The sequence below is a fragment of the Pantoea sp. EKM10T genome (assembly GCF_011800685.1).
GTDB classification, from domain to species: domain Bacteria; phylum Pseudomonadota; class Gammaproteobacteria; order Enterobacterales; family Enterobacteriaceae; genus Pantoea; species Pantoea agglomerans.
The window spans coordinates 326,178-349,960 of the sequence record NZ_JAALEU010000005.1 but is presented as its reverse complement, the minus strand read 5'-3'; the positions used below and the strand labels follow the sequence as shown (position 1 = coordinate 349,960).

Genomic DNA, 23,783 nt, shown 5'->3' with positions numbered 1-23,783 from the left:
GACCGTTCGTTAAAAATAAGTTTTAAATATCCAGAGCCACAAGGTGAATCATAGCGTTAGTTGCTATACCCTTAGCATTCTGTGGATCGAAGCGTGATGCCCGAGACAGGCACACAGACAATGTCTTTATGACCGATATCTGTTACTTCTGAAGAGCGAAGATTGCATCACCCTATGAAAATTCACGCTATCAGCCAGACATTGCCTCACGCACGTTATCAGCGTTGCCCGCAATGCGATACCCTTTTTTCCTTACCGGATGTGAAATCGCATCAGTCGGCACATTGCCCACGCTGTAACGCCGAAATTCTCAGTGGTCGCGACTGGCCGATGACCCGTCTTATGGCGATGGCCGCCACCATGATTGTGTTAATGCCCTTTGCTTTCTCCCTGCCGCTGGTAGATATCCGGCTGCTTGGCATGCGCATCGATGCCAGCGTACTGGAAGGCATCATCCAGATGACCCAGCAGGGTGATGTACTGACGGCCTCGATGGTGGCGTTCTGCACCATCGGCGCGCCGGTGACGCTCGTGGCGGGTATCTGTTATCTCGGTATCGGCCACCGGCTCGGCATGAATCTGCGCCCCGTTCTGCTGATGCTTGAGAAGCTGAAAGAGTGGGTGATGCTCGATATCTATCTGATCGGCATCGCCGTGGCGTCAATTAAAGTGCAGGACTATGCTTCGCTGGAGATTGGCTACGGGCTGGCGGCTTACATCGCCCTGACGGTGCTGAGCGTGCTGACACTGATCCATCTGAATATGGAGCAGCTGTGGGAGCATTTCTACCCGCAGACGCCTGGCAATATGGCCCGTGACGATATGCAGGTCTGCCTGAACTGTCACAACACCAGCATACCCGATGAACGGGGCCGCTGCCCGCGCTGTCACACGCCGCTCGACTTCCGACGCCGCCACAGCCTGCAGAAATCCTGGGCCGCGCTCATCGCATCGATTGTGCTGTTAATCCCCGCGAATCTGATGCCGATCTCCGTGGTCTACCTTAATGGTTCACGGCGTGAGGACACCATCTTCTCCGGCATCCTGGGGCTGGGCGAAGGCAATATTCCGGTGGCGGCGATTGTTTTTATCGCCAGTATTCTGGTGCCGTTTATCAAGGTGCTGGTGATGCTGACGCTGCTGCTCAGCATTCATTTTCGCTGTGAACAGGGGCTGAGAACCCGCATCCGCTTGCTGCGGTTTGTCACCTGGGTTGGCCGCTGGTCAATGCTCGATCTGTTTGTCATTTCGTTAACCATGTCGCTGGTCAACCGTGATCAGCTGCTGGCTTTTACCATGGGACCGGCGGCGCTGTTTTTTGGCGCGGCCGTCATCCTGACCATTATGTCTGTTGAGTGGCTGGACAGCCGCCTGCTCTGGGATGCACATGCAACAGGAAACGCCGACTACACCGACTAACGCAACGCTGCGCAATAAGCGCAAAATTTCGCCCTTCTGGCTGCTGCCGATTATTGCGATGCTGATCGCCTGCTGGCTGCTCTGGACCAATTATCAGGAGCGCGGCACCACCATCACCATCAATTTCCAGACGGCGGATGGTATCGTGCCGGGTCGCACCCCGATCCGCTATCAGGGCGTGGAAGTGGGCACCGTACAGGGCATTAATCTCAGTGATGATTATCGCAGCATTCAGATTAAAGCCAGCATCAAAAGCGACATGCGCGATGCGCTGCGTGAAGATACGCAGTTCTGGCTGGTGACGCCTAAAGCCTCGCTGGCGGGTGTGTCGGGGCTGGATGCGCTGGTCGGCGGCAACTACATCGGGATGATGCCGGGTAAAGGTAAACCCAGCGAGTCGTTCACCGCGCTGGATACGCAGCCCAAGTATCGGGTGAATACCGGCGAATTGATGATCCATCTGCATGCGCCCGATCTCGGCTCGCTCAACACCGGCTCGCTGGTCTATTACCGCAAAATTCCGGTTGGCCGGGTCTATGACTACAGCATTAACAGCAAATCCGATGGCGTGTCGATTGATGTGCTGATTGACCGTCGCTTTATCAATCTGGTGAAAACCAACAGCCGTTTCTGGAATGTGTCAGGCATGAATGCTGACGTCAGCCTGAGCGGGGCTAAAGTGCAGCTGGAGAGTCTGGCGGCGCTGGTCAATGGCGCGATCGCGTTTGACTCGCCACAGGGTGCGGAAACGGCCAAAGCTGAGCAGAATTACCGGCTCTACCCCGATCTGGCACATAGTCAGCGCGGCGTGCAGATCACACTGGATCTGCCTAACGGCAACAATCTCAAGGCGGGCAGCACCCCGCTGATGTATCAGGGACTGGAGGTCGGCACGCTGACCAAACTGAACCTGCAGGATGGCGGCAAGGTCACCGGCGAGCTGACGATCGATCCCTCTGTTGTCGGTCTGATGCGCAGCGGCACCCGCATTGAGATGCACAGTCCGAAAATCAGCCTGACGGATACAAGCCTTAGCGCGCTGCTGACCGGCAACACGCTGGAACTGGTGCCGGGCGAAGGCGAGCCGCAGCAGCACTACACCGTGCTGGCGTCCAATGAGACTCTGCTGCAGAAGCCCAATGTACTGACGGTAAAACTCAGCGCGCCAGAGAGCTATGGTATCGATCAGGGCCAGCCGCTGATGCTGCACGGCATGCAGATTGGTCAGGTGATGTCGCGTACGCTGGATGAAAATGGCGTGAATTTCGTGGTAGCGGTCAATCCTGAAAATCGCAATCTGGTGCATGGCGACAGCAAATTTATCGTCAACAGTCGACTGGATGTGAAGTTCGGTCTTGATGGCATGCAGGTATTAGGTGCCAGCGCCCGTGAATGGGTGGATGGCGGTATCCGGCTGGATCCGGGCAAAAAGGGTGAGCCAAAAAGTGCCTATCCGCTGTTTGCCGATGCTGAAAAAGCGGAAGAAGGCATTACCGGCGATGGCCCTTCTACCACGCTGATGCTGACCGCCAACAGTCTGCCTGACGTGCAGGCCGGCTCTGTCGTGCTTTACCGCAAATTTCAGGTGGGTGAGATTGTCAAAGTCACGCCGCGCGCTGACGCCTTTGATATTGCGGTACATATTCAGCCGGAATATCGCAAGCTGCTGACCAGCGAAAGCGTGTTCTGGGCTGAGGGTGGCGCACGCGTCAGCCTTAACGGCAGCGGCCTGACGGTGCAGGCATCGCCGCTTAACCGCGCGCTGAAAGGCGCGATCAGTTTCGACAATATGAGTGGTGCGCAGTCGGCCAAAGGGGCCAAACGCGTCCTCTATCCGTCTGAAACCGCCGCCCGCGCGGTGGGTAGCCAGATTACGCTGCACACCTATGACGCCAGCAAGCTCTCTGCCGGAATGCCGATTCGTTACCTGGGTATTAATGTCGGCCAGGTGGAGTCACTGTCGTTAAGCAAAGATAACAATCAGGTGGTAGCGAAAGCGGTACTCTATCCGGAGTATGTCAACGATTTCGCCCGTCTCGGCAGCCGTTTCTCGGTGGTCTCACCGGAGATTTCCGCTACCGGCGTGAATCATCTGGAAACCCTGTTGCAGCCTTACGTCAACGTGGATCCCGGTAAAGGTGGCGCCGCGCGCACGTTTGAACTGCAGGAGAGCACCATTACCGACTCCCGCTACCTTAATGGCCTGAACATTTATGTTGATGCCACTGAGGCCGGTTCACTGTCGCTGGGTACGCCGGTGCTGTTCCGTGGTGTGGAAGTGGGTACCGTGACCGGCACTTCACTGGGTAATATGGCGGATCGTGTGCAGATCGCCCTGCGCATCAGTAAGAAGTACCAGCATCTGGTGCGTAATAACTCGGTGTTCTGGCTGGCATCCGGCTATAACCTGGACTTCGGTCTGGTGGGTGGCGTAGTGAAAACCGGGACCTTCCAGCAGTTTATTCGCGGTGGCATTCAGTTTGCGACGCCGCCGACGGTGCCGCTGGCGCCACAGGCGAATCCGGATAAACACTTCCTGCTGCAGGATGAAGCGCCGAAAGATTGGCGTAACTGGGGAACGGCGATCCCGTCTCCGCGCTAAAGGCTATCTCAAACGGGCAGCCTGGCTGCCCTTTTAGGCGTTTAAAGTCAGCACCGGCTCAGGGATCATACGCCTTATTCACTCCCTCAAACGGGCAGCCTGGCTGCCCGTTTCCTTTCCTCATGGTACACTGCCGCCTTTGCCTTAACTGGAATGTGCCCGTGTCAGATGCTTCTTCGCTTTTCCCCGCCGATTTTCTCTCGTTAATTCGCCAGAGCCTGCCCGATGAGGCGAGCCTCGCGCAATTTATTGCCTACAGTCAGCAACCCCTGCGCCGCAGTATTCGCGTCAATACCCTGAAAATCAGCGTGGCTGACTTTCTGAGTCAGACCGCGGGTTATGACTGGCAGCTGACGCCGGTGCCGTGGTGCGAAGAGGGATTCTGGCTCAGCCGGGAAGATGAGAGCCTGCCGCTGGGCAGCGTGGCTGAGCATCTCAGTGGCCTGTTCTACATTCAGGAGGCCAGCTCCATGCTGCCGGTGACCGCGCTGTTTGATGCTCAGTCAGAGGTCAGCGCCGTGATGGATATGGCGGCGGCACCGGGTTCTAAAACGACCCAGATTGCTGCGCGGATGGGCAATCAGGGCGTTATCCTGGCTAACGAATTCTCCTCCAGCCGGGTAAAAGTATTGCACGCCAATATCAGCCGCTGCGGCGTCAGCAACAGTGCCTTAACGCACTTTGACGCGCGGGTCTTCGGGCCAGCCCTGCCGGAACAGTTTGACGCCATCCTGCTCGACGCTCCCTGCTCCGGCGAAGGGGTGATTCGCAAAGATGCTGATGCGCTGAAAAACTGGACGCTGGCAAGTACGCATGAGATCGCCGCGACCCAGCGCGATCTGCTCGACAGTGCCTTTCACGCCCTCAAACCCGGCGGCACGCTGGTTTACTCCACCTGCACCCTGAATCAGATTGAGAATCAGCAGGTCATTGCCTGGCTGCTGGCGCGCTATCCCGACGCTGTTGAGGTTGTAGCGCTCGATGGGCTGTTTGAGGGTGCCGGACAGGCCGCGACGCCCGAGGGCTATCTGCATGTCTTCCCGCAGATGTTCGACAGCGAAGGCTTTTTCGTTGCGCGGCTGCGTAAAACCGCGTCGGTCGAGCCCTTACCGCTGCCGGGCTACAAAGTGGGTAAATTGCCCTTCTCCCACCTCAGCCGCAAGCTGGAAAGTGAGATAGCCCAGGCCGCCGCCGCTGTCTCTCTTAAATGGGATGCGTCGCTGGAGCTGTGGCAGCGTGATAAAGAGATCTGGCTGTTCCCGAAGGCCGTTACTCCGCTGCTGGGCAAAGTGCGGTTCTCGCGCATCGGCCTGAAGCTGGCAGAAACCTTTGCTAAAGGCTATCGCTGGCAGCATGAAGCGGTGATTGCGCTGGCAAAACCGGATGCGGCGCAGACTTTTGAGCTCACCGCAGCAGAGGCGGAAGAGTGGTATCGCGGGCGGGATATCTACCCGGAAACGGAACCCACCCGTAATGAGATGATTGTCACTTATCAGCAGCAGCCGCTGGGGCTGGCTAAAAAAGTCGGCAGCCGTATCAAGAACAGCTATCCGCGGGAGCTGGTGCGCGACGGACGCCTGTTCCGCTAAGTCACTTTATTTGCACCATCGTCAGATGATTGCCAAACACTGCGCCGGTATCGATGTAATGCAGATTGGCAATCGTCAGCGGCTGTTTCAGCGGCGTGTGTCCGAAGTAAAAGGCGTCAGCGCCACGGATACCCGCCCGTTCGCCTGACTCCATCGCCTCCAGCCGCTGACGGCTCCAGACCACCTGCTGCCAGTCGAGTGGCTTATTCAACGCATATTCCCGGGCCGGATAATCAGCATGAGCAATCACAATAATTCGCTCATCAAGCTGAAGATGGAGAATCAGCGGCAGCTCACGGCAACGCTGCAACGCGTGACGCGCCGCAATCAACGCTGCACCTCGCAGCTTAAAGAACCAGTCGCCACCGTTCATCTGCCAGAGCGCCATTTCCTGCCCCTGTAATGCTGAAAGCGCCATCACCTCATGATTCCCCCGTACGCAGCGAAACCAGGGCTCCTCCAGCAGCGCCAGACAACCCAGGCTGTCGGGACCGCGATCGATGATGTCACCCACCGAAATCAGTAAGTCCTGCTGGGGGTCAAACTGATGCTGCTGCAACAGCGCATCCAGTTCGCGGCGGCAACCATGCAGATCGCCGACCACCCAGATCCGTCGCCACGCTGCGCCATTCAGGGATTGGTAATACATCGCTGCACCCGGCCTTTGTCTGCTGAAACCATCTTCAGAGTATAGTCAGGGTCAACACTGTACTGGCATGACGCGCTGGCAAGCAGAATGCAAAGGAGGCTGGGAGCAAGGAGGCCGGGCGAAGCGATTAAAGAGAGATGAAAGGTACGTCCCTCCCGGCGCTTATCTCCGGCACTCAGTAAAGGTGGTAGCTCTGTCAGGGACGAAATACATCATAAAGCGATCAGGCGCGACAGGCTATTCTGCCCCAACCATATCTGTAGTCATTTGGGATCAGCTACGCATTTTAGCCGGATATTTCTGCAGTTTCTCTGCCGGACGCATCGGACGGCGCACCAGCTCACCGCCGCAGTTGGGGCAAAGATGAGTGAGATGCTCAGCACAGTCAGCGCAGAAAGTGCATTCAAACGAGCAGATGCGTGCCGCCAGAGAAGATGGCGGCAGATCAACGTCGCAGCGTTCACAATTGGGGCGAAGTTCCAGCATGGTGTGACTCCTTAAAAAAGCGGTATGCGCCAGCTTCGCGGTTGCTGACCCCAATGTCGAGCCAGCAACCGGACAAGAGTGTGTCAGATCCGGACATCCTGCTTTAACGGTACAGCCAGCGGCGAACGGCATCCTGCTTTGCCGCTGCTATTTGTGCCGCTGATCATCAGGAAGGTCATCGGGCAAATCCTCTTCGTCAGCTGTGTCATCGAACTCAGCACTCTCCTCTTCCGGCTCCTGACCGCCCATCGACGCATGAATCACCTCCTCTTCCAGCGTCGGGATCAGCGCGGCACCCAATGGCGAGGTCGCCAGACTGTCAGGCATCACCACATGCGGCAACGGTACTTCGGTCGTCGGAAGCGGACCCGGCGCACGCACATAACTCAGTCCGCCAATCACCAGCGCACAGAGCATAAAGAAGAGATAGAGCATATTGCTGCCCAGCGGCTGCATCAGCGCACCGACCACCAGCGGGCCGATACTGGCGCCAATACCAAACGCCATCAGCAGACAGGCAGTTAACGAGACACGACGATCGGCGGCGACCTGATCGTTGGCCAGCGCCACCTGCAATGGATAGAGCGCAAACTGCATCATGCTGGCGGCAAAGGCGATGCCAATCATCCAGTGGAAGGTCAGATGCGGCAGCACCACCAGCGGCACGCAGGCCACGGCAAAGAGCATGGCAATAATGAATAACAGCCGCTGGCGGTCGTAGCGATCAGAGAGCCAGCTTAGCGGAAACTGCGACACCAGCCCGGCAAAAATCGTGAGACTCATAAAATAACCGGTCTGGCTGGTGGTGAAGCCTTTGCTGCTGCCATAAACCGGTGCCAGGCCATAGAACGCGCCAATCGCCATGCCGGTCACCAGGGTGGTGCCGAGCAGTTTGGGAATAGTGCGGATAAAATAGCCCAGCTCCATCGGCGCCGGTGTCATAGGCCTGACGTGAGTGCGGGTGGTCAGTGCAATCGGCACCAGACAGAGCGCGAAACAGAGCGCCACAATCAGCAGCGTGCTCACCCCAAACCCCGATTGCAGGCTCAGTATCACCTGTCCGCCACTGAGTCCAAGGTAGGTGGCGACCATATAGAGGCCGAAAATCATGCCGCGCTGGGAAGATTCCGCCTGATCGTTGAGCCAGCTCTCCAGCACCATGTACTGGCACATCATGCAGAGCCCGATAATCAGACGCAGAAAGACCCACAGCGGAATAAAGTCTGTCAGCCCGTGACCTACAACCGAGGCGGTAATGATCCCGGCACAGGCCACGTAGGCACGGATATGGCCGACGCGGGCAATCAGGTTGTGCCCCACTTTGCCGCCAATCACCAGCCCGATATAGTTAGCCGCAATAATCGCGCCGATCAGCGCACCATTAACCTGCTCACTGGCCAGCCGCAACGAAACGTAGGTAGTCAGTAAACCTGAACCCAGCAGCATCAGAAGCGTAGTGGTATAGAGCGGCAGAAACGTACTGAATATTTTTCCCATATGACTCCCTGTCTACGCTTTTCAGGCATCAGGCCAGCAAAGCCCTAAAGATAGTCGATTTCGGCAGGTGAAGCGGTATTGTTCATGACGACGGTAGCGAAAAAAAAGCCCGCCAGCAATTGCTCACTGACGGGCCCTGATTTAAGCGCTTGGGAAGCTGATGTTGCTGCCCGGCGCTTCGCGGTTGAGATGGATGAAGTTCAGGTGTCGCTCATACTGATCCAGTATGTCGATGATCACCTGCTCTTTGCTGTAATCCATTAAGTCGTTACCCTGGCTGCCTTCCATCAGGAAGGTTTCCAGCCGGTAGTAGGTCGACTTACCGCTGCGGGCGCGATAGGTAAAGCCCGGAATCGAATATTGCTGCGGCCAGACCTGATAGATAAAGTCCTGCTCCTCGCCCAGATGGACGCGCAGATCCAGATAGCCAATCGGGTTGCTTTCATCCGCCTCAACACTCTCCAGCGTGACCCGGCCATCCCGCAGCTCCAGCTCTTTCGCCACTTCCTGCATCGCCGGATAGATGGTTTTTTCCATCATCTGCTGGGTATAACGCGAGCCAGGGTAGTTCATCAGGCGCGACAGACGCTTCTTCCAGGTCAGGCGATCGGTCGCATGAGCCAGATAGGGCGCGGTGTCGCGCGTGGCGCTGGCCCGACGGTGATCTTCAATCTTCAGGGATTTAAACAGCCCCGCCATGACAAAGAAGATAACAAAGCTGAACGGCAGCCCCATGATCACCGTGGTGTTCTGCAAGGCAGTGATACCGTTGGTCATCAGCATGCTCAGGGTCAGTACCCCAATCGCCACAGACCAGAAGATACGCAGCCAGTTCGGTGCATCACTGTTGATATCTTTCAGTCGCGAGGTGAAGTTACCCAGCACCAGCGAGCCGGAATCCGCCGAGGTGACGTAGAACAGCATACCGGTGATCGTCGCGACCGAGGCGCTGAGTTTAAACGCCGGATACTGCGCCAGCAGGCTGTAGAAGCCGCGCTCCGCATGGTTCATCACTTCCTGCGCAAACTCCGTATTGCCGTGAATGATCTGATACAGCGCGGCATTACCGAACACTGACAGCCACAACAGCGTAAAGGTAAACGGAATAATCAGCGTGCCCAGCACGAACTCGCGGATGGTACGACCGCGCGAAATACGCGCCAGGAACAGGCCGACGAATGGCGACCAGGCCACCCACCATGCCCAGAAGAAGAGCGTCCAGCTGTTCATCCACTGGGTCGGACGATCAAAGGCAAAGGTATTGAGCGTCATGCCCATGAAGCGATTGATGTAATCCCCGACGTTCAGCACCAGCGCATTCAGCAGGAACTCGGTGTTGCCGAAGAACAGCACAAACAGAATCAGTCCCAGCGCCATGATCACGTTGAGTTCGGAGAGAAAACGAATCCCTTTATCGACGCCTGACGTAACAGAAATGGTGGCGATCACCACGGAGAGGACAATCAGCGCGGCCTGCGCGGTCAGGCCTTCCGGGATATCAAACAGCACTTTGAGGCCATAGTTAAGCTGCACGACCCCGATGCCGAGCGTGGTGGCGATACCAAAGATGGTGCCGACCACAGCGGCGATATCCACGGTGTGGCCAATCGGGCCATAGATGCGTTTACCAAAGATGGGATAGAGCGCGGAACGGATGGTGAGCGGCAGGTTATAGCGATAGCTGAAGTAGCCTAGCGCGATGCCCATCAACGCATACATTGACCAGCCGGTCAATCCGTAGTGGAACAGCGTCCAGACCATCGCCTGGCGGGCCGCTTCCATCGTCTGCCCTGCTCCCTCCGGCGGCTGCATATACTGCGTCACCGGCTCGGCGACCGAGAAGAACATCAGGTCGATGCCGATGCCGGCGGCGAACAGCATGGCAGACCAGCTAAGGACGCTGAACTCGGGTTTGGAGTGCTCAGGCCCGAGCTTGATCGAACCAAAGCGTGAGCAGGCCATATACAACACAAAAACAATATAGAGCGTGGCAGCCAGCATGTAGTACCAGCCGAAGGTGGCGGAAACCCAGTTTACCGCCTTGAGGATCCAGCTCGCGGCCAGTTCACTATAGAGAATCGTCACAAGTGAAAACGTCAGAATCAATCCGGCAGAGGTATAAAATACAACGGGATTGAGTCTGTCTTTTTCACCGGCAGGTGGATTATTCATCGGTTACCTCTGGTTAATGTCCTGAAAATACGCAATGGATAAGTCTTGCCGTCCACGGCTTTCCGGCCGTGCGGCCCTGTTTCGTTCTGTCACTTCCTGTTAATCGCTCAGGCAAACCAGCCTATTTTAGCACTCATTGCCGTTTCGCTTTCGCTACATTTAAAGAACAGCATCCTAACAAAGTTTCTTTTTATATTGAACGTGCAATCAAAAAAAGTTTAAATAGGGGCTCGATTTGAGGGTGGAGCTGGAGCTATGCCAAAGGTAGGGATGCAGCCGATACGTCGTCGGCAACTGATTGATGCGACCCTGAGCACGATTAATGAAGTGGGGATTAATGATGCCACTATCGCCCAGATCGCCCGTCGGGCGGGGGTATCCACCGGCATCATCAGTCACTATTTCAAGGATAAGAACGGCTTACTGGAAGCCACGATGCGTGATGTGACGCGTCAACTGCGGGAGGCGGTACTGTCGCGGTTAGAACCGCTGGCCGGTGCCTCTGCAGAACAGCGGTTGTGTGCCATCGTTGAGGGTAATTTTGATGATACCCAGGTGCACACGGCAGTGATGAAAGCCTGGCTCGACTTCTGGTCGAGCAGCATGCATCAGCCCCAGCTTAATCGCCTGGAGCGGGTCAGCAGCCGGCGGCTCTACTCAACGCTGGTGGTCGAATTCCGGCGTGAACTGCCGCTGGAGAAGGCACGTCTGGCCGCACATGGGCTGGCTGCCCTGATAGATGGTCTGTGGCTGCGCGCCGCGCTGAGCGGTAAGCCATTTAACCCGGTCATCGCCCTCACACTGACCACCCAATTCATCCGTCAGCAACTGGCTGGCGAGCACGAATAACGGAAGGAGAAAACATGTCCCGATTCACCGAGCAGAAACTCTACATCGATGGCGCTTATGTTGCCGCAGCGTCTGGCGAAACGTTCCAGACGATTAATCCGGTCAACGGCGAAGTGCTGGCAGAGGTTCATGCCGCCGGCCAGGAAGATGTCAATCGCGCCGTTGCTGCCGCCAGAAAAGGCCAGAAAGTCTGGGCCGCGATGACCGCCATGGAGCGCTCGCGCATCCTGCGTCGCGCCGTCGATATTCTGCGTGAGCGTAATGATGAGCTGGCAGAGCTGGAAATGCTCGATACCGGTAAGCCTTACAGCGAAACCTCAGCGGTCGATATCGTCACCGGCGCAGACGTACTGGAGTATTACGCCGGTCTGGTTCCGGCGCTGGAAGGTCAGCAGATCCCACTGCGTGAAACCTCCTTTGTTTACACCCGTCGCGAACCGCTGGGCGTGGTAGCTGGTATCGGTGCCTGGAACTACCCGATTCAGATCGCCCTGTGGAAATCCGCGCCCGCGCTGGCAGCGGGTAACGCGATGATTTTCAAACCGAGTGAAATGACCCCGCTCACTGCCCTGAAGCTGGCGGAAATTTACACCGAAGCGGGCCTGCCGGATGGCGTATTCAACGTGCTGCCGGGCATCGGTTCGGTCACCGGTCAGTTGCTCACTGAGCATCCTGGCATCGACAAAGTCTCCTTCACCGGTGGCGTCGTCAGCGGCAAAAAAGTGATGGCCAATGCAGCAGGTTCAACGCTGAAAGAGGTCACCATGGAACTGGGCGGTAAATCACCGCTGATCATCTTTGATGATGCCGATCTCGATCTGGCCGCCGACATCGCCATGATGGCGAACTTCTACAGCTCCGGTCAGGTCTGCACCAACGGCACCCGCGTCTTTATTCCTGCAAAACTGCAGGCCGCATTCGAGGCGAAAATCAGCGAACGCGTTGCCCGCATTCAGGCAGGCGATCTGCGTGACCCGGCGACCAACTTTGGTCCGCTGGTCAGCTTCAGCCATCGCGACAATGTGATGCGTTATATCGAATCCGGCATCGCTGAAGGCGCACGCGTACTGTGCGGCGGCAAACGTCTGACCGGTGGCGATTTCGACCAGGGTGCATGGGTTGCACCAACCGTATTCACCGACTGCCGTGATGAGATGAAGATTGTGCGTGAAGAGATCTTCGGACCGGTCATGTCGATCCTGAGCTACGAAAGTGAAGAAGAAGTGATCCGCCGCGCCAATGACACCGAATTTGGTCTGGCCGCCGGACTGGTGACGCAGGATCTCAATAAGGCGCACCGCGTGATTCATCAGATCGAAGCAGGTATCTGCTGGATTAATACCTGGGGCGAATCGGCCGCAGAGATGCCAGTGGGGGGTTACAAGCACTCCGGCATTGGCCGTGAGAATGGCCTGATGACGCTGCAGAGCTACACCCAGGTGAAGTCCGTGCAGGTTGAGCTGACGCGTTTTCAGTCAGTCTTTTAATCACTTAACCTGAGGAACGATGAATGGAATTTGATTACATTATTATTGGAGCCGGATCCGCAGGAAACGTTCTGGCTACCCGTCTGACCGAAGAGAGCAACGTGAGCGTCCTGTTGCTGGAAGCGGGCGGCCCGGATTACCGCTTTGATTTTCGCACTCAGATGCCTGCGGCCCTCGCCTTCCCGTTACAGGGCAAACGCTATAACTGGGCTTATGAAACCGAGCCAGAGCCTTACATGAACAATCGCCGCATGGAGTGTGGTCGCGGCAAAGGTCTGGGCGGTTCATCACTGATTAACGGCATGTGTTATATCCGCGGTAACGCGATGGATCTCGATAACTGGGCCAGCGAACCTGGACTGGAGAACTGGAGCTATCTGGACTGCCTGCCCTACTACCGTAAAGCGGAAACCCGCGATATCGGCCCGAATGATTTCCACGGCGGCGATGGCCCGGTGTGCGTTGCAACGCCTAAAGCGGGCAATAACGTGCTGTTTGAAGCGATGATTGAGGCGGGCGTACAGGCGGGTTATCCGCGCACTGACGACCTTAATGGCTATCAGCAGGAAGGTTTCGGTCCGATGGATCGTACCGTCACACCAAACGGTCGTCGCTCCAGCACCGCGCGTGGCTATCTCGATATGGCCAAAGGCCGCGCCAACCTGAAGATCATCACGCACGCCACCACCGATCGCATCATCTTCGATGGCAAGCGTGCGGTCGGCGTGGAGTACCTGCAGGGCGACAGCAACACCATCAACAAAGTGACCGCGCGCCGTGAAGTGCTGCTGTGTGCCGGCGCTATCGCCTCGCCGCAGATCCTGCAGCGTTCTGGCGTGGGTTCTCCTGAGCTGCTGAAACAGTTCGACATCCCGCTGGTTCACGACCTGCCGGGCGTGGGTGAAAACCTGCAGGACCATCTGGAGATGTATCTTCAGTATGAGTGTAAAGAACCGGTCTCAATCTATCCGGCTCTGAAGTGGTGGAATCAGCCGAAAATTGGAGCGGAGTGGATGTTTAACGGCACCGGTATTGGTGCCAGCAACCAGTTTGAAGCGGGTGGCTTTATCCGCAGCCGCGAAGAGTTCAGCTGGCCGAACATTCAGTATCACTTCCTGCCGGTGGCGATTAACTACAACGGTTCCAACGCGGTTGATGCCCACGGCTTCCAGTGTCACGTTGGCTCGATGCGTTCTCCAAGCCGCGGTCATGTACGCCTGAAGTCACGCGATCCGCGTCGTCATCCGGCCATTCTGTTTAACTACATGTCGCATGAGCAGGACTGGCATGAGTTCCGCGATGCGATTCGCATCACGCGCCAGATCATTAATCAGCCGGCGCTGGACAAGTACCGTGGCCGTGAAATCAGTCCGGGACTGGATTGCCAGACAGATGAGCAGCTGGATGAGTTCGTGCGTAACCACGGCGAAACCGCTTATCACCCGTGCGGCACCTGTAAGATGGGTAACGACCCGATGTCCGTCGTTGATGGCGAAGGTCGTGTGCATGGACTGGAAGGCTTACGCGTAGTGGATGCGTCGATTATGCCGCTGATCATCACCGGTAACCTGAACGCCACCACTATCATGATTGGCGAAAAGATTGCCGATAAAATTCGTGGTCGCGATCCATTGCCGCGCAGCACCGCCGCTTACTATGTCGCGGGTGATGCACCCGTTCGCACGGTTCCGCAGCGCGCTGAATAATACGTGACAGCGTCACTTAATAATAGCCGGGCACTTTTGTTGCCCGGCTATTTTTTTCATTACGGCTTACCACACATCCTTTTCCACATGTCACCCTTTTCAAATCATCAAACCTTAACAGACATCAAACAAAGCAGCATCTGCTGTTGATTTGGTGATGTGCAGAATGCTATAAATCCAGCGTCTATTTAACCGGAGGCACTATCCGTCCACTGATGAGAAGCAACAATGTGGATGTGTTGTAAATTTTATGAGCAGAATGTTCATGTCAAACCCCCTGTATTCCCCCTCTTGCCTTTCTGGCTGGAACGCCGCCGATCAGCACTGGCGTAACGCCCTGTAGTCCCCTCACCACTTCGAACTGTTCTGAGTCTGCCCGCACGTTGTGCGTTGTTGCAGGTCGTCATTTATCGTTGCTGGAGAGCACCCATGCGCGCCTGGGTTTTATTATCACTCGCTATTGTTACTGAAATTATTGGTACCCTTTTTATGAAATGGTCCAGCCTCAATGGCAGCCATTCCGGCTACCTGATGATGCTGGGCATGATTGCCTGTTCTTATATTCTGCTGAGTTTCGCCATTAAACGTATCGCCCTGGGCGTGGCTTATGCGCTGTGGGAAGGTATCGGCATCATGCTGATTACGTTATTCAGCGTGCAGCTGTTTGGTGAAACGCTGTCAGCGCTGAAAATCTGTGGGCTGGTGACGCTGATCGTCGGAATTGTGTTGATCAAAACCGGCACCCAATCATCAGCGGAGGTTAATCATGCTCATCGCTGATCTTGTTCATGCGTCCTGGCTGGCGCTGGCTATCGTGCTGGAAATTGCCGCCAACATATTCCTTAAATATTCTGATGGGTTTAAGAAACCGCTGTACGGTCTGCTTTCACTTTGCTGTGTCCTGCTCGCATTCAGCGCACTCGCTCAGGCGGTCAAAGGTATCGATCTCTCGATCGCCTATGCGGTCTGGGGCGGTTTTGGGATTATCGCTACTGTCGCGGCCGGATGGGTGTTGTTTGGCCAGCGGCTGAACCGCAAAGGCTGGGCCGGTCTGACCCTGTTGCTGGCCGGTATGATCCTGTTAAAACTGGCCTGATCGGCCCTCTCAATCAGTGATATTGATTAAGGGTGTGCCACTGCACGCCCTTAACTTACTGTGCTTTCCCGCCCTGTTTCGATTGATTTTTTCCTCTTACCTGTGCTCGGAATCTTCTTACTTTTGTAAAGGCCCGTTTACATATCTGTTGCCTTGAGGCTTAGTGAGCGCCGAAGGTCGGATAAAAACGAGGAATAGTTATGTCTGCAACACGAGGTTGGTCTACGGAGCTGGAGGGATTACGCGGCATCGCTTCTCTCTGGGTATTAGTTGGCCATATCAGCTTACTGGTTCATTGCCACATCACGCTTATTTCATCCCCTGGCATCGGGGTCGATCTGTTTATTCTGTTATCGGGTTATCTGATGGCGAAAAACTACGTCGAGCGTCAGCAGAAAGAGCCGTGGCAAAGCACAGAGACCATTAAGAAGTTCTGGATCCGGCGCTTCTTCCGCATCGCCCCTCTCTACTATCTGCTGTTAATCATCGCCCTGATTTATGGCCCGTGGTTTGGCGAGATGCGTGACACCATTGCTCATTTCTATTCCGGCACCGCCACTGAGTCGTCGCGTTACAACGACCAGTCGCTGGCAAACATCCTGACCCACTTCAGTTTCCTGTTCGGCCTGCTGCCCGAATATGGTTTTAATACCGTGCTGCCTGACTGGAGCATCGGGCTGGAGATGCAGTTCTATCTGCTGTTCCCGTTCATCATGCTGGTGACGCTGCGCTTTGGTTATGCCGCATCGCTGATTGGCATCATGGCGCTCTGCTGCGCTGGCCGGTATGTGCTGGCAGATTATTATGAGGCGTTTGAGATGCCTTCAATGATCCTGATAAAGCTGAATATGTTCCTGTCGGGGATGCTGCTGGCCGAGGCGATTCGCCGTAAATCCCTGCTCTACGTCGCTTTTGCGCTGCTCGGCCCGGTTGCCAGCGTGGCGATGGGCCTGGGCGCGATTAAGCTGCAGGTGATTATGGAGGCGCTGATGATCGTCGGTATGACGGCGATTCTGTGGCAATACCCGCAGGGCAGCCTGATGGCAACGCTGATTGCTCTGCCGCGTAAGCTGCTGAACAACCGTCTCAGCACCTGGCTGGGCGACGTGTCGTTTTCTGTCTACCTGCTGCATCTGCTGATTGTAATCCCGCTGATTGCACTGCTGCTCAATCACACCGACATCGAGTTTAAGAGCGACATGATGCGTTTCCTGATTGTCTGCGTCTCTGCCATCCCGGTGACCTATGCGCTGGCCTCTTTACTCTATAAGTATGTTGAGAAGCCCGGCATTCAGATTGGTAAGCGCGTGCTGAAGCCGAAGCTGGCCGATCAGACCAGCTGAGTTTTTAACGCAGGCCATCCCTTTCTTAAAAGCCCCTGACTTCGGGGCTTTTTTTTGCCAGGTAAAGCGCAATTGGCTGTGATAACGAGCCTGCTAAGGCATTGATTAAGCCCGTCGCCAGCACACCCGCTGAGGTGAACTACACTTTGCCGGTTAGCAATCTGACTCAGAGGAGAGAACATGAGCATTCAGCATCTGCTTCTATCCACCGACGGTGGCGCAGTGATCATTGAAGCAGAACAACTCGAAAGTGAGCTGGTTATCCCGCCCCACCTGCAGACCCTGACCGGCGGTGAAGCTGACAGCGATACCGGCCATCGGGTGGCGGTAACAAAGCACTACTGCAAGGGACGCTACTATGCGGTTGCCCTTGATCGTCATGCGGCCAGCAATGAAATTGACGACGTGATCGACCTGCTGCATCCGGCCCCGCTCGATTAGTCATTGTCAGACCGAACTCGTACATGTTCCGCTGAACTGCTGGCGGGAAAGCTCAGTATTGCCGGTGTGCGGCATTTACCTATTCAGAAGAGGATAAGCATTATGCAAAAGAAGAAGTGGTTTGTTTCTTACGTGATTAAGCCCAAAGGTGAAAATCATGTCACGACTCACGCCTTTATCGAGGGCGACGATGTCGAGGAGGCGCTGGAAGCCTTTATGTTCGAAACCAAAAAAAGCCTGTCGCTGGAAACCGAAGAGCTGACTCTGCTTTCGGTGAGCCTGGTGTAGACTCTGATTAACCTCGCGATTGCGGGGTTTTTTATGTCCTGTATCAGGATCGGTTATCTATTTATACTATTTATAATTTCCCTGGTGCGGCACTCAATTACTTACTGGGATACGGCCAGGCGTGATCAACGCCTGTTGATGACAGCAGACCGGTAACCGCCAGATACGCCAGTATCAGGACAAACAGCACAATCGCTGCAATTTCAATGGATTTGAGTAAGTGATGCTTAGCCATAAATAACCCTCCTTCAGATGTGTGTAATCAGACTTCACCCCATAAACTATAATGTTACCGGTAAAGTTCAAGTGAAAATCACATCATGAAACATAAAGCCGCGCTTATTAATGCTTTAACGGAATGTGCGCTTACGCATTCAGAGGGAGGGAGCTGGCCTTACAGGCATAAAAAAGCCCGCACGGCGCGGGCTTCTGCGATTATCAGCACGGATTATTCAGCAGACTGACCGCTAAAGTCGATTACCATCCTGCCGCGGATCTTGCCCTGAATCATCTCATCGAAGATGGCATTGACCTCACCAATCTTCCTTTTGGTCACCTTCGGCACCACTTTCCCTTCTGCCGCAAACTGGAAAGCTTCCGCCAGATCGTTACGCGTCCCGACCAGCGATCCCACCACCTGAATGCCATCGAGCACCAGACGCGGAATATTCAGGCTCATCGCTTCCGGCGGCAGTCCGACAGCCACCACCCGACCACCGGCCCTGACCGCATCGACAGCAGAGTTAAACGCTGCTTTGGCAACGGCCGTTACCACAGCCGCATGCGCCCCACCGGTTTGTTCCTGAATAAAGCGAGCCGCATCTTCGCTGGCCGAGTTTACGACCAGGTCGGCGCCCATCTCTTTCGCCAGTGCCAGTTGCCCATCACTCACATCAACCGCGATCACTTTGGCGTTAAAGACGTTTTTCGCATACTGCAGGGCGAGGTTTCCCAGCCCGCCCAGACCGTAAATCGCCAGCCACTGACCCGGTTTTACCTCGGACACTTTCACCGCTTTATAGGTGGTGACACCAGCGCAGGTGACACTACTGGCGGCGTAAGGATCAAGCCCGTCGGGGACTTTGACCGAATAGTCTGCAACGACGATACACTCTTCAGCCATACCGCCATCGACGGTATAACCGGCATTAACGACCTCTCTGCAGAGCGTTTCGTTACCGGAGTTGCAGTATTGGCAGTGACCGCAGCCCTTAAAGAACCATGCCACGCTGGCACGATCGCCAGGCTTAAGTGAGGTCACATCTGGCGCGACTTCCTCAACAATACCGATACCTTCATGACCCAGCGTCACGCCGGTTTTATCACCGAAATCCCCGTTCTTCACATGCAGATCGGTATGGCATACGCCACAGCATTCCATCCTGAGCCGTGCTTCGCCCGTTTTGAGAGGACGCAGCGTCTTCTCAACCACTTCAACCTTGTGTTCACTGTTAGCAATTGCCGCTTTCATAAACGATGCTCCTTTTGATTGAAGCTTTAAGGATAAGCCAAACCGCGGTGATGACAAGATGACAGGTAAGCTTTGGGTGCGAGGCTGGCAGGGTTGTTTCTGTTGTTGCAGAGTGGAGTGGGTTTTTGGGATGGAGACCGGGCACCTTAAGCTAATAGGGTTATTTTGCGTTCGCTTTTCCACTCAAATTTTAAGCTCACTAATATGTCAGGATTTTATCAATACCATCGGTTAAATTTAATATACACATAAGAAACTACGATAACCCATGCAAAACTAAGAGGTGCTGCATACTGCGGAACAAAGCAGATGAAGATATAAACGCCAGCCACAATAACTGCAGCAGGAACTAAATAGAAAAATGACTGAATCAGCCATAAAATAGCACGCTTCATTTATTCAGAATCTCATATAGAGCATCAGCAATTTTCCCTTCGCTGTTAGACATAGCCTGCACCCAATATTTTTTGATGTTTACCTTCAATTTCAAGAACCTATATGAATTAAAGATTTCATAAGTAAACATCCTGTAATGCAGCCATAGAGCACCCCATAACTTATATTTACTTTTTTCACAAATCAACCTATTGGTTTCGCAATAACTAAATATCTGTTATGAGGCGCGTTGACCTTTATATATTGACAGACTCTTTGCTTTTTCTTCTCGCTGGCAAAACCTGCCATAGTAGCAATGATGAGATGAACGTTAGTAAAACTGCATTCAAAGCATGCATCAAGTGATCCGCCATTGCGATGCTAGCTACTGTGGGCTGAGGAATAAGATGCATAGATCATGCTGCGTCAACGACCCGAGCGTGCGCATCGTGATCGTTTGATACCAGCGGAGCGACAACTATGGCTTTTAGAGTCGCAAAATGCATCAGATAGCGCCAGCCAGCATCTGGCAGTGACCGGAATTGATGTGATACAGTTTTGACCATTACAGTACCCATTTAAGGGAATGGTATGGATACAACGGAGCAGTTAAACGGAACTTACTTCTATGGCGGACTTACTAACCTTTCTGCAGGAGAGCTTTATTTCTGGATAATGATTGATGTGACTGCAGAGCACTTCAGCGGTACAAAGGATATCATCGCTCTGGTTGCGATTTACTCGGGACAAAATACGATTGACGTATCCGGTAAGCTAAACGGAGCATGGAAAGGCACCTCTTATGCTTCGGTCTATTCTCGAAAGCTGTTACGGGATTACCGTCTTCCATTCAGATTACCCACGTGGATACAGAACCCTAAAAACCCTCTTCAAATTAAAATGTTAATGACTCACAAGCTGGGGACGTTCGTCGGTCGTATAATCCCGGTTTTAGGCTGGGTAATTATGGCCGCTGATGTGGCAGAAATTGGCTGGAAAACTACGGCAAAATATAACCTTCTTGCTCATAAGGAAGACAAGATATGGTAAACGAGGATATAGAGAAAGCTGTATTTGCGCTGGTTGAAGATTATAACGGCAGAAGTTTGTTTACGTTCAGACGCTATAAGCTTGAACTGGATACCGATCTGAACAATGACTTTCGCATGGATCCTCTTGACGCGTATGAATTGCTAGAGCGGTATGCTGAAACATTTGGCATTAGTCCCAGTACTATCACGTTTGCCGAATATTTCCCGGAAGATTTCAATGCGCCGCACGATCCGCTGACTATTCGTCTGTTAATTGAGTCTGCACAGGCCGGACGCTGGTTGGGTAAATAATTCACGCCTGCAAACGCAGGCGCCTATCTCTTCTGTTTGTTGCGGCCTCTTCCAGAGGACAAGGGCGGAAAACGTGCCGTTGATTTGGGTTTTAAATTTAAGGACGCGACCGCGTCCTCTCGGAGTCCTGTCAATAACTGTATGGAGCGAACAGGCTCTGAAGCTGCTATCAATTTCTCTAAGCCCCCTACTCACGCCGAGCGTAGAAGGATTTTTAAACGATTAAGAGGAATGTCACCGCTACAACAGTTGGTGCCGGACAAATATCACTCTGAACTAAGTCAGTACATAGAACGGGAGCCGTTGAAAAGAGTTTCTTTGAGATCTCCAGGTTAACACTGTCCGACGGTGAAGCTGTGCGCATGATAAAAGGTCACAAAATCAAGGTTGGGGAGCTTTCTTACTGGAGCGGGACAAGCGGGAACCTCTTCCATACACGGTGCAAAAACAACCCCCAATTAAAGCGCTTCAATGCAATGGCGAAAAAAAGAGGCATACAGTTGCCTGATTAATAAATCGGCAGCAGGACTAATATGAGCTGCGCGATTCTTTACGATTAGTGATCACCATGATACTGCTTATACATACAGAATTCATTGACTAGAATGAGTTAATCATCTGATGAATATAGATAATCTAAGTGAAACGGTTGCACGCATCCGGTTCATTGCTGACGCATCGCAGATAGCACATTGCAAAGAAGATGAATTAAAAATGGTACTGTCGATGATTAGTGATATGGCAGGAACAATCGACACATCAGTTTTCGAAGCTGCCATATACCGCCAGGCTGAATGATTAATTGCCCCTTCCCTACCCTTCACTAGCCACATTTAAGGTGGCTTTTTGCTTCTGCATCAAAGTGCATATTCTTGCATGAATCCTCATGATCCAAATTGAACGCTAAGCGTTTGTAAGGCCAGAGCTGGCGCGTTCAGAGGTAACACATGCACCTGCATGAAAAGCGATGCATAAAGCTGGCAGGCGTGGCAGGCGTGGCAGGCGTGGCAGGGATAGCATTGCGCGCTGCACAAATTTACAGTTAGTCTAATATTGAATTAATTCTTAGGCTTTTGATTCAAATATACCTTATTTGAGGCGTTATTTCCGGTGATTGAATTTTCTGATAAAGAGGCTGGTCCATCCAGATTCTCTTTTTCAGCTTGCGCATTGCCTCCATAATTTGCAATTTCTGTAGCCAGTGCTTTTTCATCGGCTTGAGCATCTTCATCATATTTAGCAATAGCTCCAGCTAGGGCTTCTTCTTCGGCTTGAGCATCTGCTTCATATTTAGCAATTGCTTCAGCCAAGGCTTCTTCTTCGGCTTGAGCATCTTCTTCATATGTGGCAATAGCTTCAGCGAGGGCTTGCTCTTCAGCTTGAGCATCTGCTTCAGCTTGCGCCATAGCTTCAGCCAGAACCTCTTCTTCTTCGGCTTCGGCTTCGGCTTCGGCTATAGCTTCAGCCAGCGCGTCTGCCCTGGCTTGAGCATAAGCTTCTTCTTGCGCAAAATTTTCAACTTCTGCTTCAGATTTCAAGTCAATCTCAGCAGATGATATTTTAGCTTGTAAGTTCTCGGCTGCACCTGATTGCGTTACCGTTTCTTTAATGACTGGCTTTGAGAAGTCATTTTTTCCCGTATTAACTCCAATGGAAACCTTATTGGATATAGAAACGTCTATTATTTCTTCTTCCCCAAATAGTTCTACATATAATTTCTTAAATTCCGCCTTTTTCTTTATATGATTAAATAGGGGCCATTCATCAATATACTCCTTCTTAAGCTCCTCCATTTTCATAGCTTGATTCATGTAATGAAATACTAAATCATCTTCATCTTTTATGATATTTTGTGCCATTTTTAATATCGGCGTGGTAGCGCTCCAGTCTTGACTATTCAGTAATGACATAGCTTTGCCATTATCGCCCAATTCCTTGAATGCTATGCAGTTATTAATAAGGAGACCCCTTTTTATTATGTCATCGATTGACTGGAAAGGTTTTGAAAGAAAAAGAGGTGTTATATCATTGACTAGCTTATATTTTTCACGAACCAATAATTCATAAGAAATATCCTGCATGCTTTCCCCTATTTTTTCGCTATCCTCTTTGAAAACTTTGTTCCATAAAACGTGAGTTAATTTAATAGCAATTTCAGAAAAGACATGTATTGCTTTAAATATGTAATCATTTTGAGCGAATAATTTCTTTCCGACTTCAACCTCTTTAAGTTCAACGCCATTATCTTTACATATTTTTATATATTGAGCTGAAACCACCCCTTTACAATGTACGAACAGGTTCCTTCGCTCTGTGATTTCTATGAAATCAGGTAAAATACCTAATCCTTTGGTTAGTTCTATGCCAAACTTCTTTTCTAAACTATGAAGTTGTTCTAAATGACTCTTTCTAAGAGTAGTTTCAATATCTTTCTCAATAACAAAATCCTTCACTTCATCTAAATCAGTAAATTCCATTAACTCTCTGAAAGTAAACTCCTTTTCTAAACCGCTAACTCTTTCTGGTTTGTTATTGTAAATTTCCCGAATTAAGTCACCTAAATAAGCATCATATTCGCTTACAATAGCAACCAAGAAATTTTGAGGTAGGACAACCGCAAGTTTTCCTGACTTACTTAAGTCTTTTCTAAGTTTTTTAAACTCAGTGGACCTGGCGCGGCTCAGCCTAAACTTAACAATTCCACCATCGTCACCTCTTTCAATAGCTTCCCCATGCTTTTCTACATAGTCACTGCAAGCTTTTTTCTTTTTTTTGAACTCATCTTGAAAGTTATTTTTTAGGGATGGTAAAGCGTCTTCAATGCCTTCCAGCATTTCCAGAAAATAGTTTAACTTACCGCTTATTTTGAAATCGCTCATTTATTCTCTCTGAGATCTAGTGTTAGAAATGACTTCGGGCATTTACCATGTATGCCTTGTGCTGATTTTTCATTGAGTTAGTTTTCAACTA

21 protein-coding genes are annotated in these 23,783 nt (G+C 52.8%); 14 read left to right on the top strand and 7 right to left on the bottom strand.

The annotated features are described in order from the left end of the window. Positions 1–174 precede the first annotated feature (174 nt). The 3 genes from yebS (at position 175) to rsmF (ending at position 5,610) form a co-directional block, all read left to right on the top strand. Positions 175–1,419 carry a membrane integrity lipid transport subunit YebS gene (gene yebS / locus HFD95_RS12360; protein WP_029519361.1) on the top strand — a complete coding sequence of 415 codons (1,245 nt, stop codon included), beginning with the start codon at positions 175–177 and terminating at the stop codon, positions 1,417–1,419. Beyond that, complete coding sequence (locus HFD95_RS12355; RefSeq protein WP_010258767.1) at positions 1,388–4,021, top strand: PqiB family protein; 2,634 nt, start codon at positions 1,388–1,390, stop codon at positions 4,019–4,021. Before yebS ends, HFD95_RS12355 begins: the two co-directional genes overlap by 32 nt. Positions 4,022–4,182: 161 nt before the next feature. Continuing rightward, positions 4,183–5,610, top strand: coding sequence for a 16S rRNA (cytosine(1407)-C(5))-methyltransferase RsmF (gene rsmF, locus HFD95_RS12350; protein WP_207713351.1), 1,428 nt, complete (start codon positions 4,183–4,185; stop codon positions 5,608–5,610). Between the two features lies 1 nt (position 5,611). Here the strand turns inward: rsmF and HFD95_RS12345 are convergent, their stop codons facing one another. The 4 genes from HFD95_RS12345 to HFD95_RS12330 form a co-directional block, all read right to left on the bottom strand. Beyond that, positions 5,612–6,259: a metallophosphoesterase gene (locus HFD95_RS12345; protein WP_167430301.1), complete on the bottom strand. Its 648-nt coding sequence runs from the start codon at positions 6,257–6,259 to the stop codon at positions 5,612–5,614. Positions 6,260–6,532: 273 nt separating this feature from the next. Then, on the bottom strand, positions 6,533–6,745 hold the full coding sequence (locus HFD95_RS12340) for a DUF1272 domain-containing protein (protein WP_167430300.1): 213 nt from the start codon (positions 6,743–6,745) through the stop codon (positions 6,533–6,535). A gap of 147 nt (positions 6,746–6,892) precedes the next feature. Further along, a complete protein-coding gene (locus HFD95_RS12335) occupies positions 6,893–8,242 on the bottom strand; it encodes an MFS transporter (protein WP_167423287.1) in 1,350 nt (449 codons plus the stop codon). A 141-nt stretch (positions 8,243–8,383) separates the two neighbouring features. Continuing rightward, positions 8,384–10,414, bottom strand: a complete 2,031-nt coding sequence (locus HFD95_RS12330) for a choline transporter (protein WP_033757898.1) — start codon at positions 10,412–10,414, stop codon at positions 8,384–8,386. 255 nt (positions 10,415–10,669) lie between these two features. On the opposite strand from HFD95_RS12330, the gene betI reads away from it, so the two are divergent. The 8 genes from betI (at position 10,670) to HFD95_RS12290 (ending at position 17,624) form a co-directional block, all read left to right on the top strand. Further along, positions 10,670–11,263 (top strand): transcriptional regulator BetI, encoded by a 594-nt coding sequence (gene betI / locus HFD95_RS12325; RefSeq protein WP_010258750.1) that lies wholly within the window; start codon positions 10,670–10,672, stop codon positions 11,261–11,263. Positions 11,264–11,277: 14 nt separating this feature from the next. Beyond that, complete coding sequence (betB, locus tag HFD95_RS12320) at positions 11,278–12,750, top strand: betaine-aldehyde dehydrogenase (RefSeq protein ID WP_010670776.1); 1,473 nt, start codon at positions 11,278–11,280, stop codon at positions 12,748–12,750. Positions 12,751–12,773: 23 nt separating this feature from the next. Then, positions 12,774–14,456 carry a choline dehydrogenase gene (betA, locus tag HFD95_RS12315; RefSeq protein WP_010258743.1) on the top strand — a complete coding sequence of 561 codons (1,683 nt, stop codon included), beginning with the start codon at positions 12,774–12,776 and terminating at the stop codon, positions 14,454–14,456. A gap of 429 nt (positions 14,457–14,885) precedes the next feature. Further along, positions 14,886–15,236 carry a multidrug/spermidine efflux SMR transporter subunit MdtJ gene (gene mdtJ, locus HFD95_RS12310; RefSeq protein ID WP_010258741.1) on the top strand — a complete coding sequence of 117 codons (351 nt, stop codon included), beginning with the start codon at positions 14,886–14,888 and terminating at the stop codon, positions 15,234–15,236. Beyond that, positions 15,223–15,552 (top strand): multidrug/spermidine efflux SMR transporter subunit MdtI, encoded by a 330-nt coding sequence (gene mdtI, locus HFD95_RS12305; RefSeq protein WP_010258739.1) that lies wholly within the window; start codon positions 15,223–15,225, stop codon positions 15,550–15,552. Before mdtJ ends, mdtI begins: the two co-directional genes overlap by 14 nt. Before the next feature lie 200 nt (positions 15,553–15,752). After that, positions 15,753–16,895: an acyltransferase gene (locus HFD95_RS12300; protein ID WP_010258734.1), complete on the top strand. Its 1,143-nt coding sequence runs from the start codon at positions 15,753–15,755 to the stop codon at positions 16,893–16,895. Between the two features lie 180 nt (positions 16,896–17,075). After that, positions 17,076–17,336 (top strand): hypothetical protein, encoded by a 261-nt coding sequence (locus HFD95_RS12295; RefSeq protein WP_010258727.1) that lies wholly within the window; start codon positions 17,076–17,078, stop codon positions 17,334–17,336. Positions 17,337–17,438: 102 nt separating this feature from the next. Then, positions 17,439–17,624, top strand: a complete 186-nt coding sequence (locus HFD95_RS12290; protein ID WP_010258724.1) for a hypothetical protein — start codon at positions 17,439–17,441, stop codon at positions 17,622–17,624. A gap of 97 nt (positions 17,625–17,721) precedes the next feature. On the opposite strand, the gene HFD95_RS12285 is transcribed toward HFD95_RS12290, so the two are convergent. Both HFD95_RS12285 and adhP read right to left on the bottom strand, forming a co-directional pair. Then, the gene (locus HFD95_RS12285) at positions 17,722–17,859 is read right to left on the bottom strand and encodes a hypothetical protein (protein ID WP_010258717.1); all 138 of its coding nucleotides are present in this window, start codon (positions 17,857–17,859) and stop codon (positions 17,722–17,724) included. 213 nt (positions 17,860–18,072) lie between these two features. Further along, entirely contained in the window at positions 18,073–19,095 is a 1,023-nt protein-coding gene (gene adhP, locus HFD95_RS12280) for an alcohol dehydrogenase AdhP (RefSeq protein ID WP_010258714.1), read from the bottom strand. A gap of 966 nt (positions 19,096–20,061) precedes the next feature. On the opposite strand from adhP, the gene HFD95_RS12275 reads away from it, so the two are divergent. From HFD95_RS12275 to HFD95_RS12265, 3 genes are all read left to right on the top strand, one after another. After that, positions 20,062–20,520: an STM2901 family protein gene (locus HFD95_RS12275; protein WP_167430299.1), complete on the top strand. Its 459-nt coding sequence runs from the start codon at positions 20,062–20,064 to the stop codon at positions 20,518–20,520. Then, positions 20,514–20,813 carry a DUF1493 family protein gene (locus HFD95_RS12270; protein WP_033771984.1) on the top strand — a complete coding sequence of 100 codons (300 nt, stop codon included), beginning with the start codon at positions 20,514–20,516 and terminating at the stop codon, positions 20,811–20,813. Before HFD95_RS12275 ends, HFD95_RS12270 begins: the two co-directional genes overlap by 7 nt. Before the next feature lie 621 nt (positions 20,814–21,434). After that, entirely contained in the window at positions 21,435–21,611 is a 177-nt protein-coding gene (locus HFD95_RS12265; RefSeq protein ID WP_167430298.1) for a hypothetical protein, read from the top strand. Between the two features lie 260 nt (positions 21,612–21,871). Here the strand turns inward: HFD95_RS12265 and HFD95_RS12260 are convergent, their stop codons facing one another. Next, a complete protein-coding gene (locus HFD95_RS12260; protein ID WP_167430297.1) occupies positions 21,872–23,692 on the bottom strand; it encodes a hypothetical protein in 1,821 nt (606 codons plus the stop codon). Between the last annotated feature and the right edge of the window lie 91 nt (positions 23,693–23,783).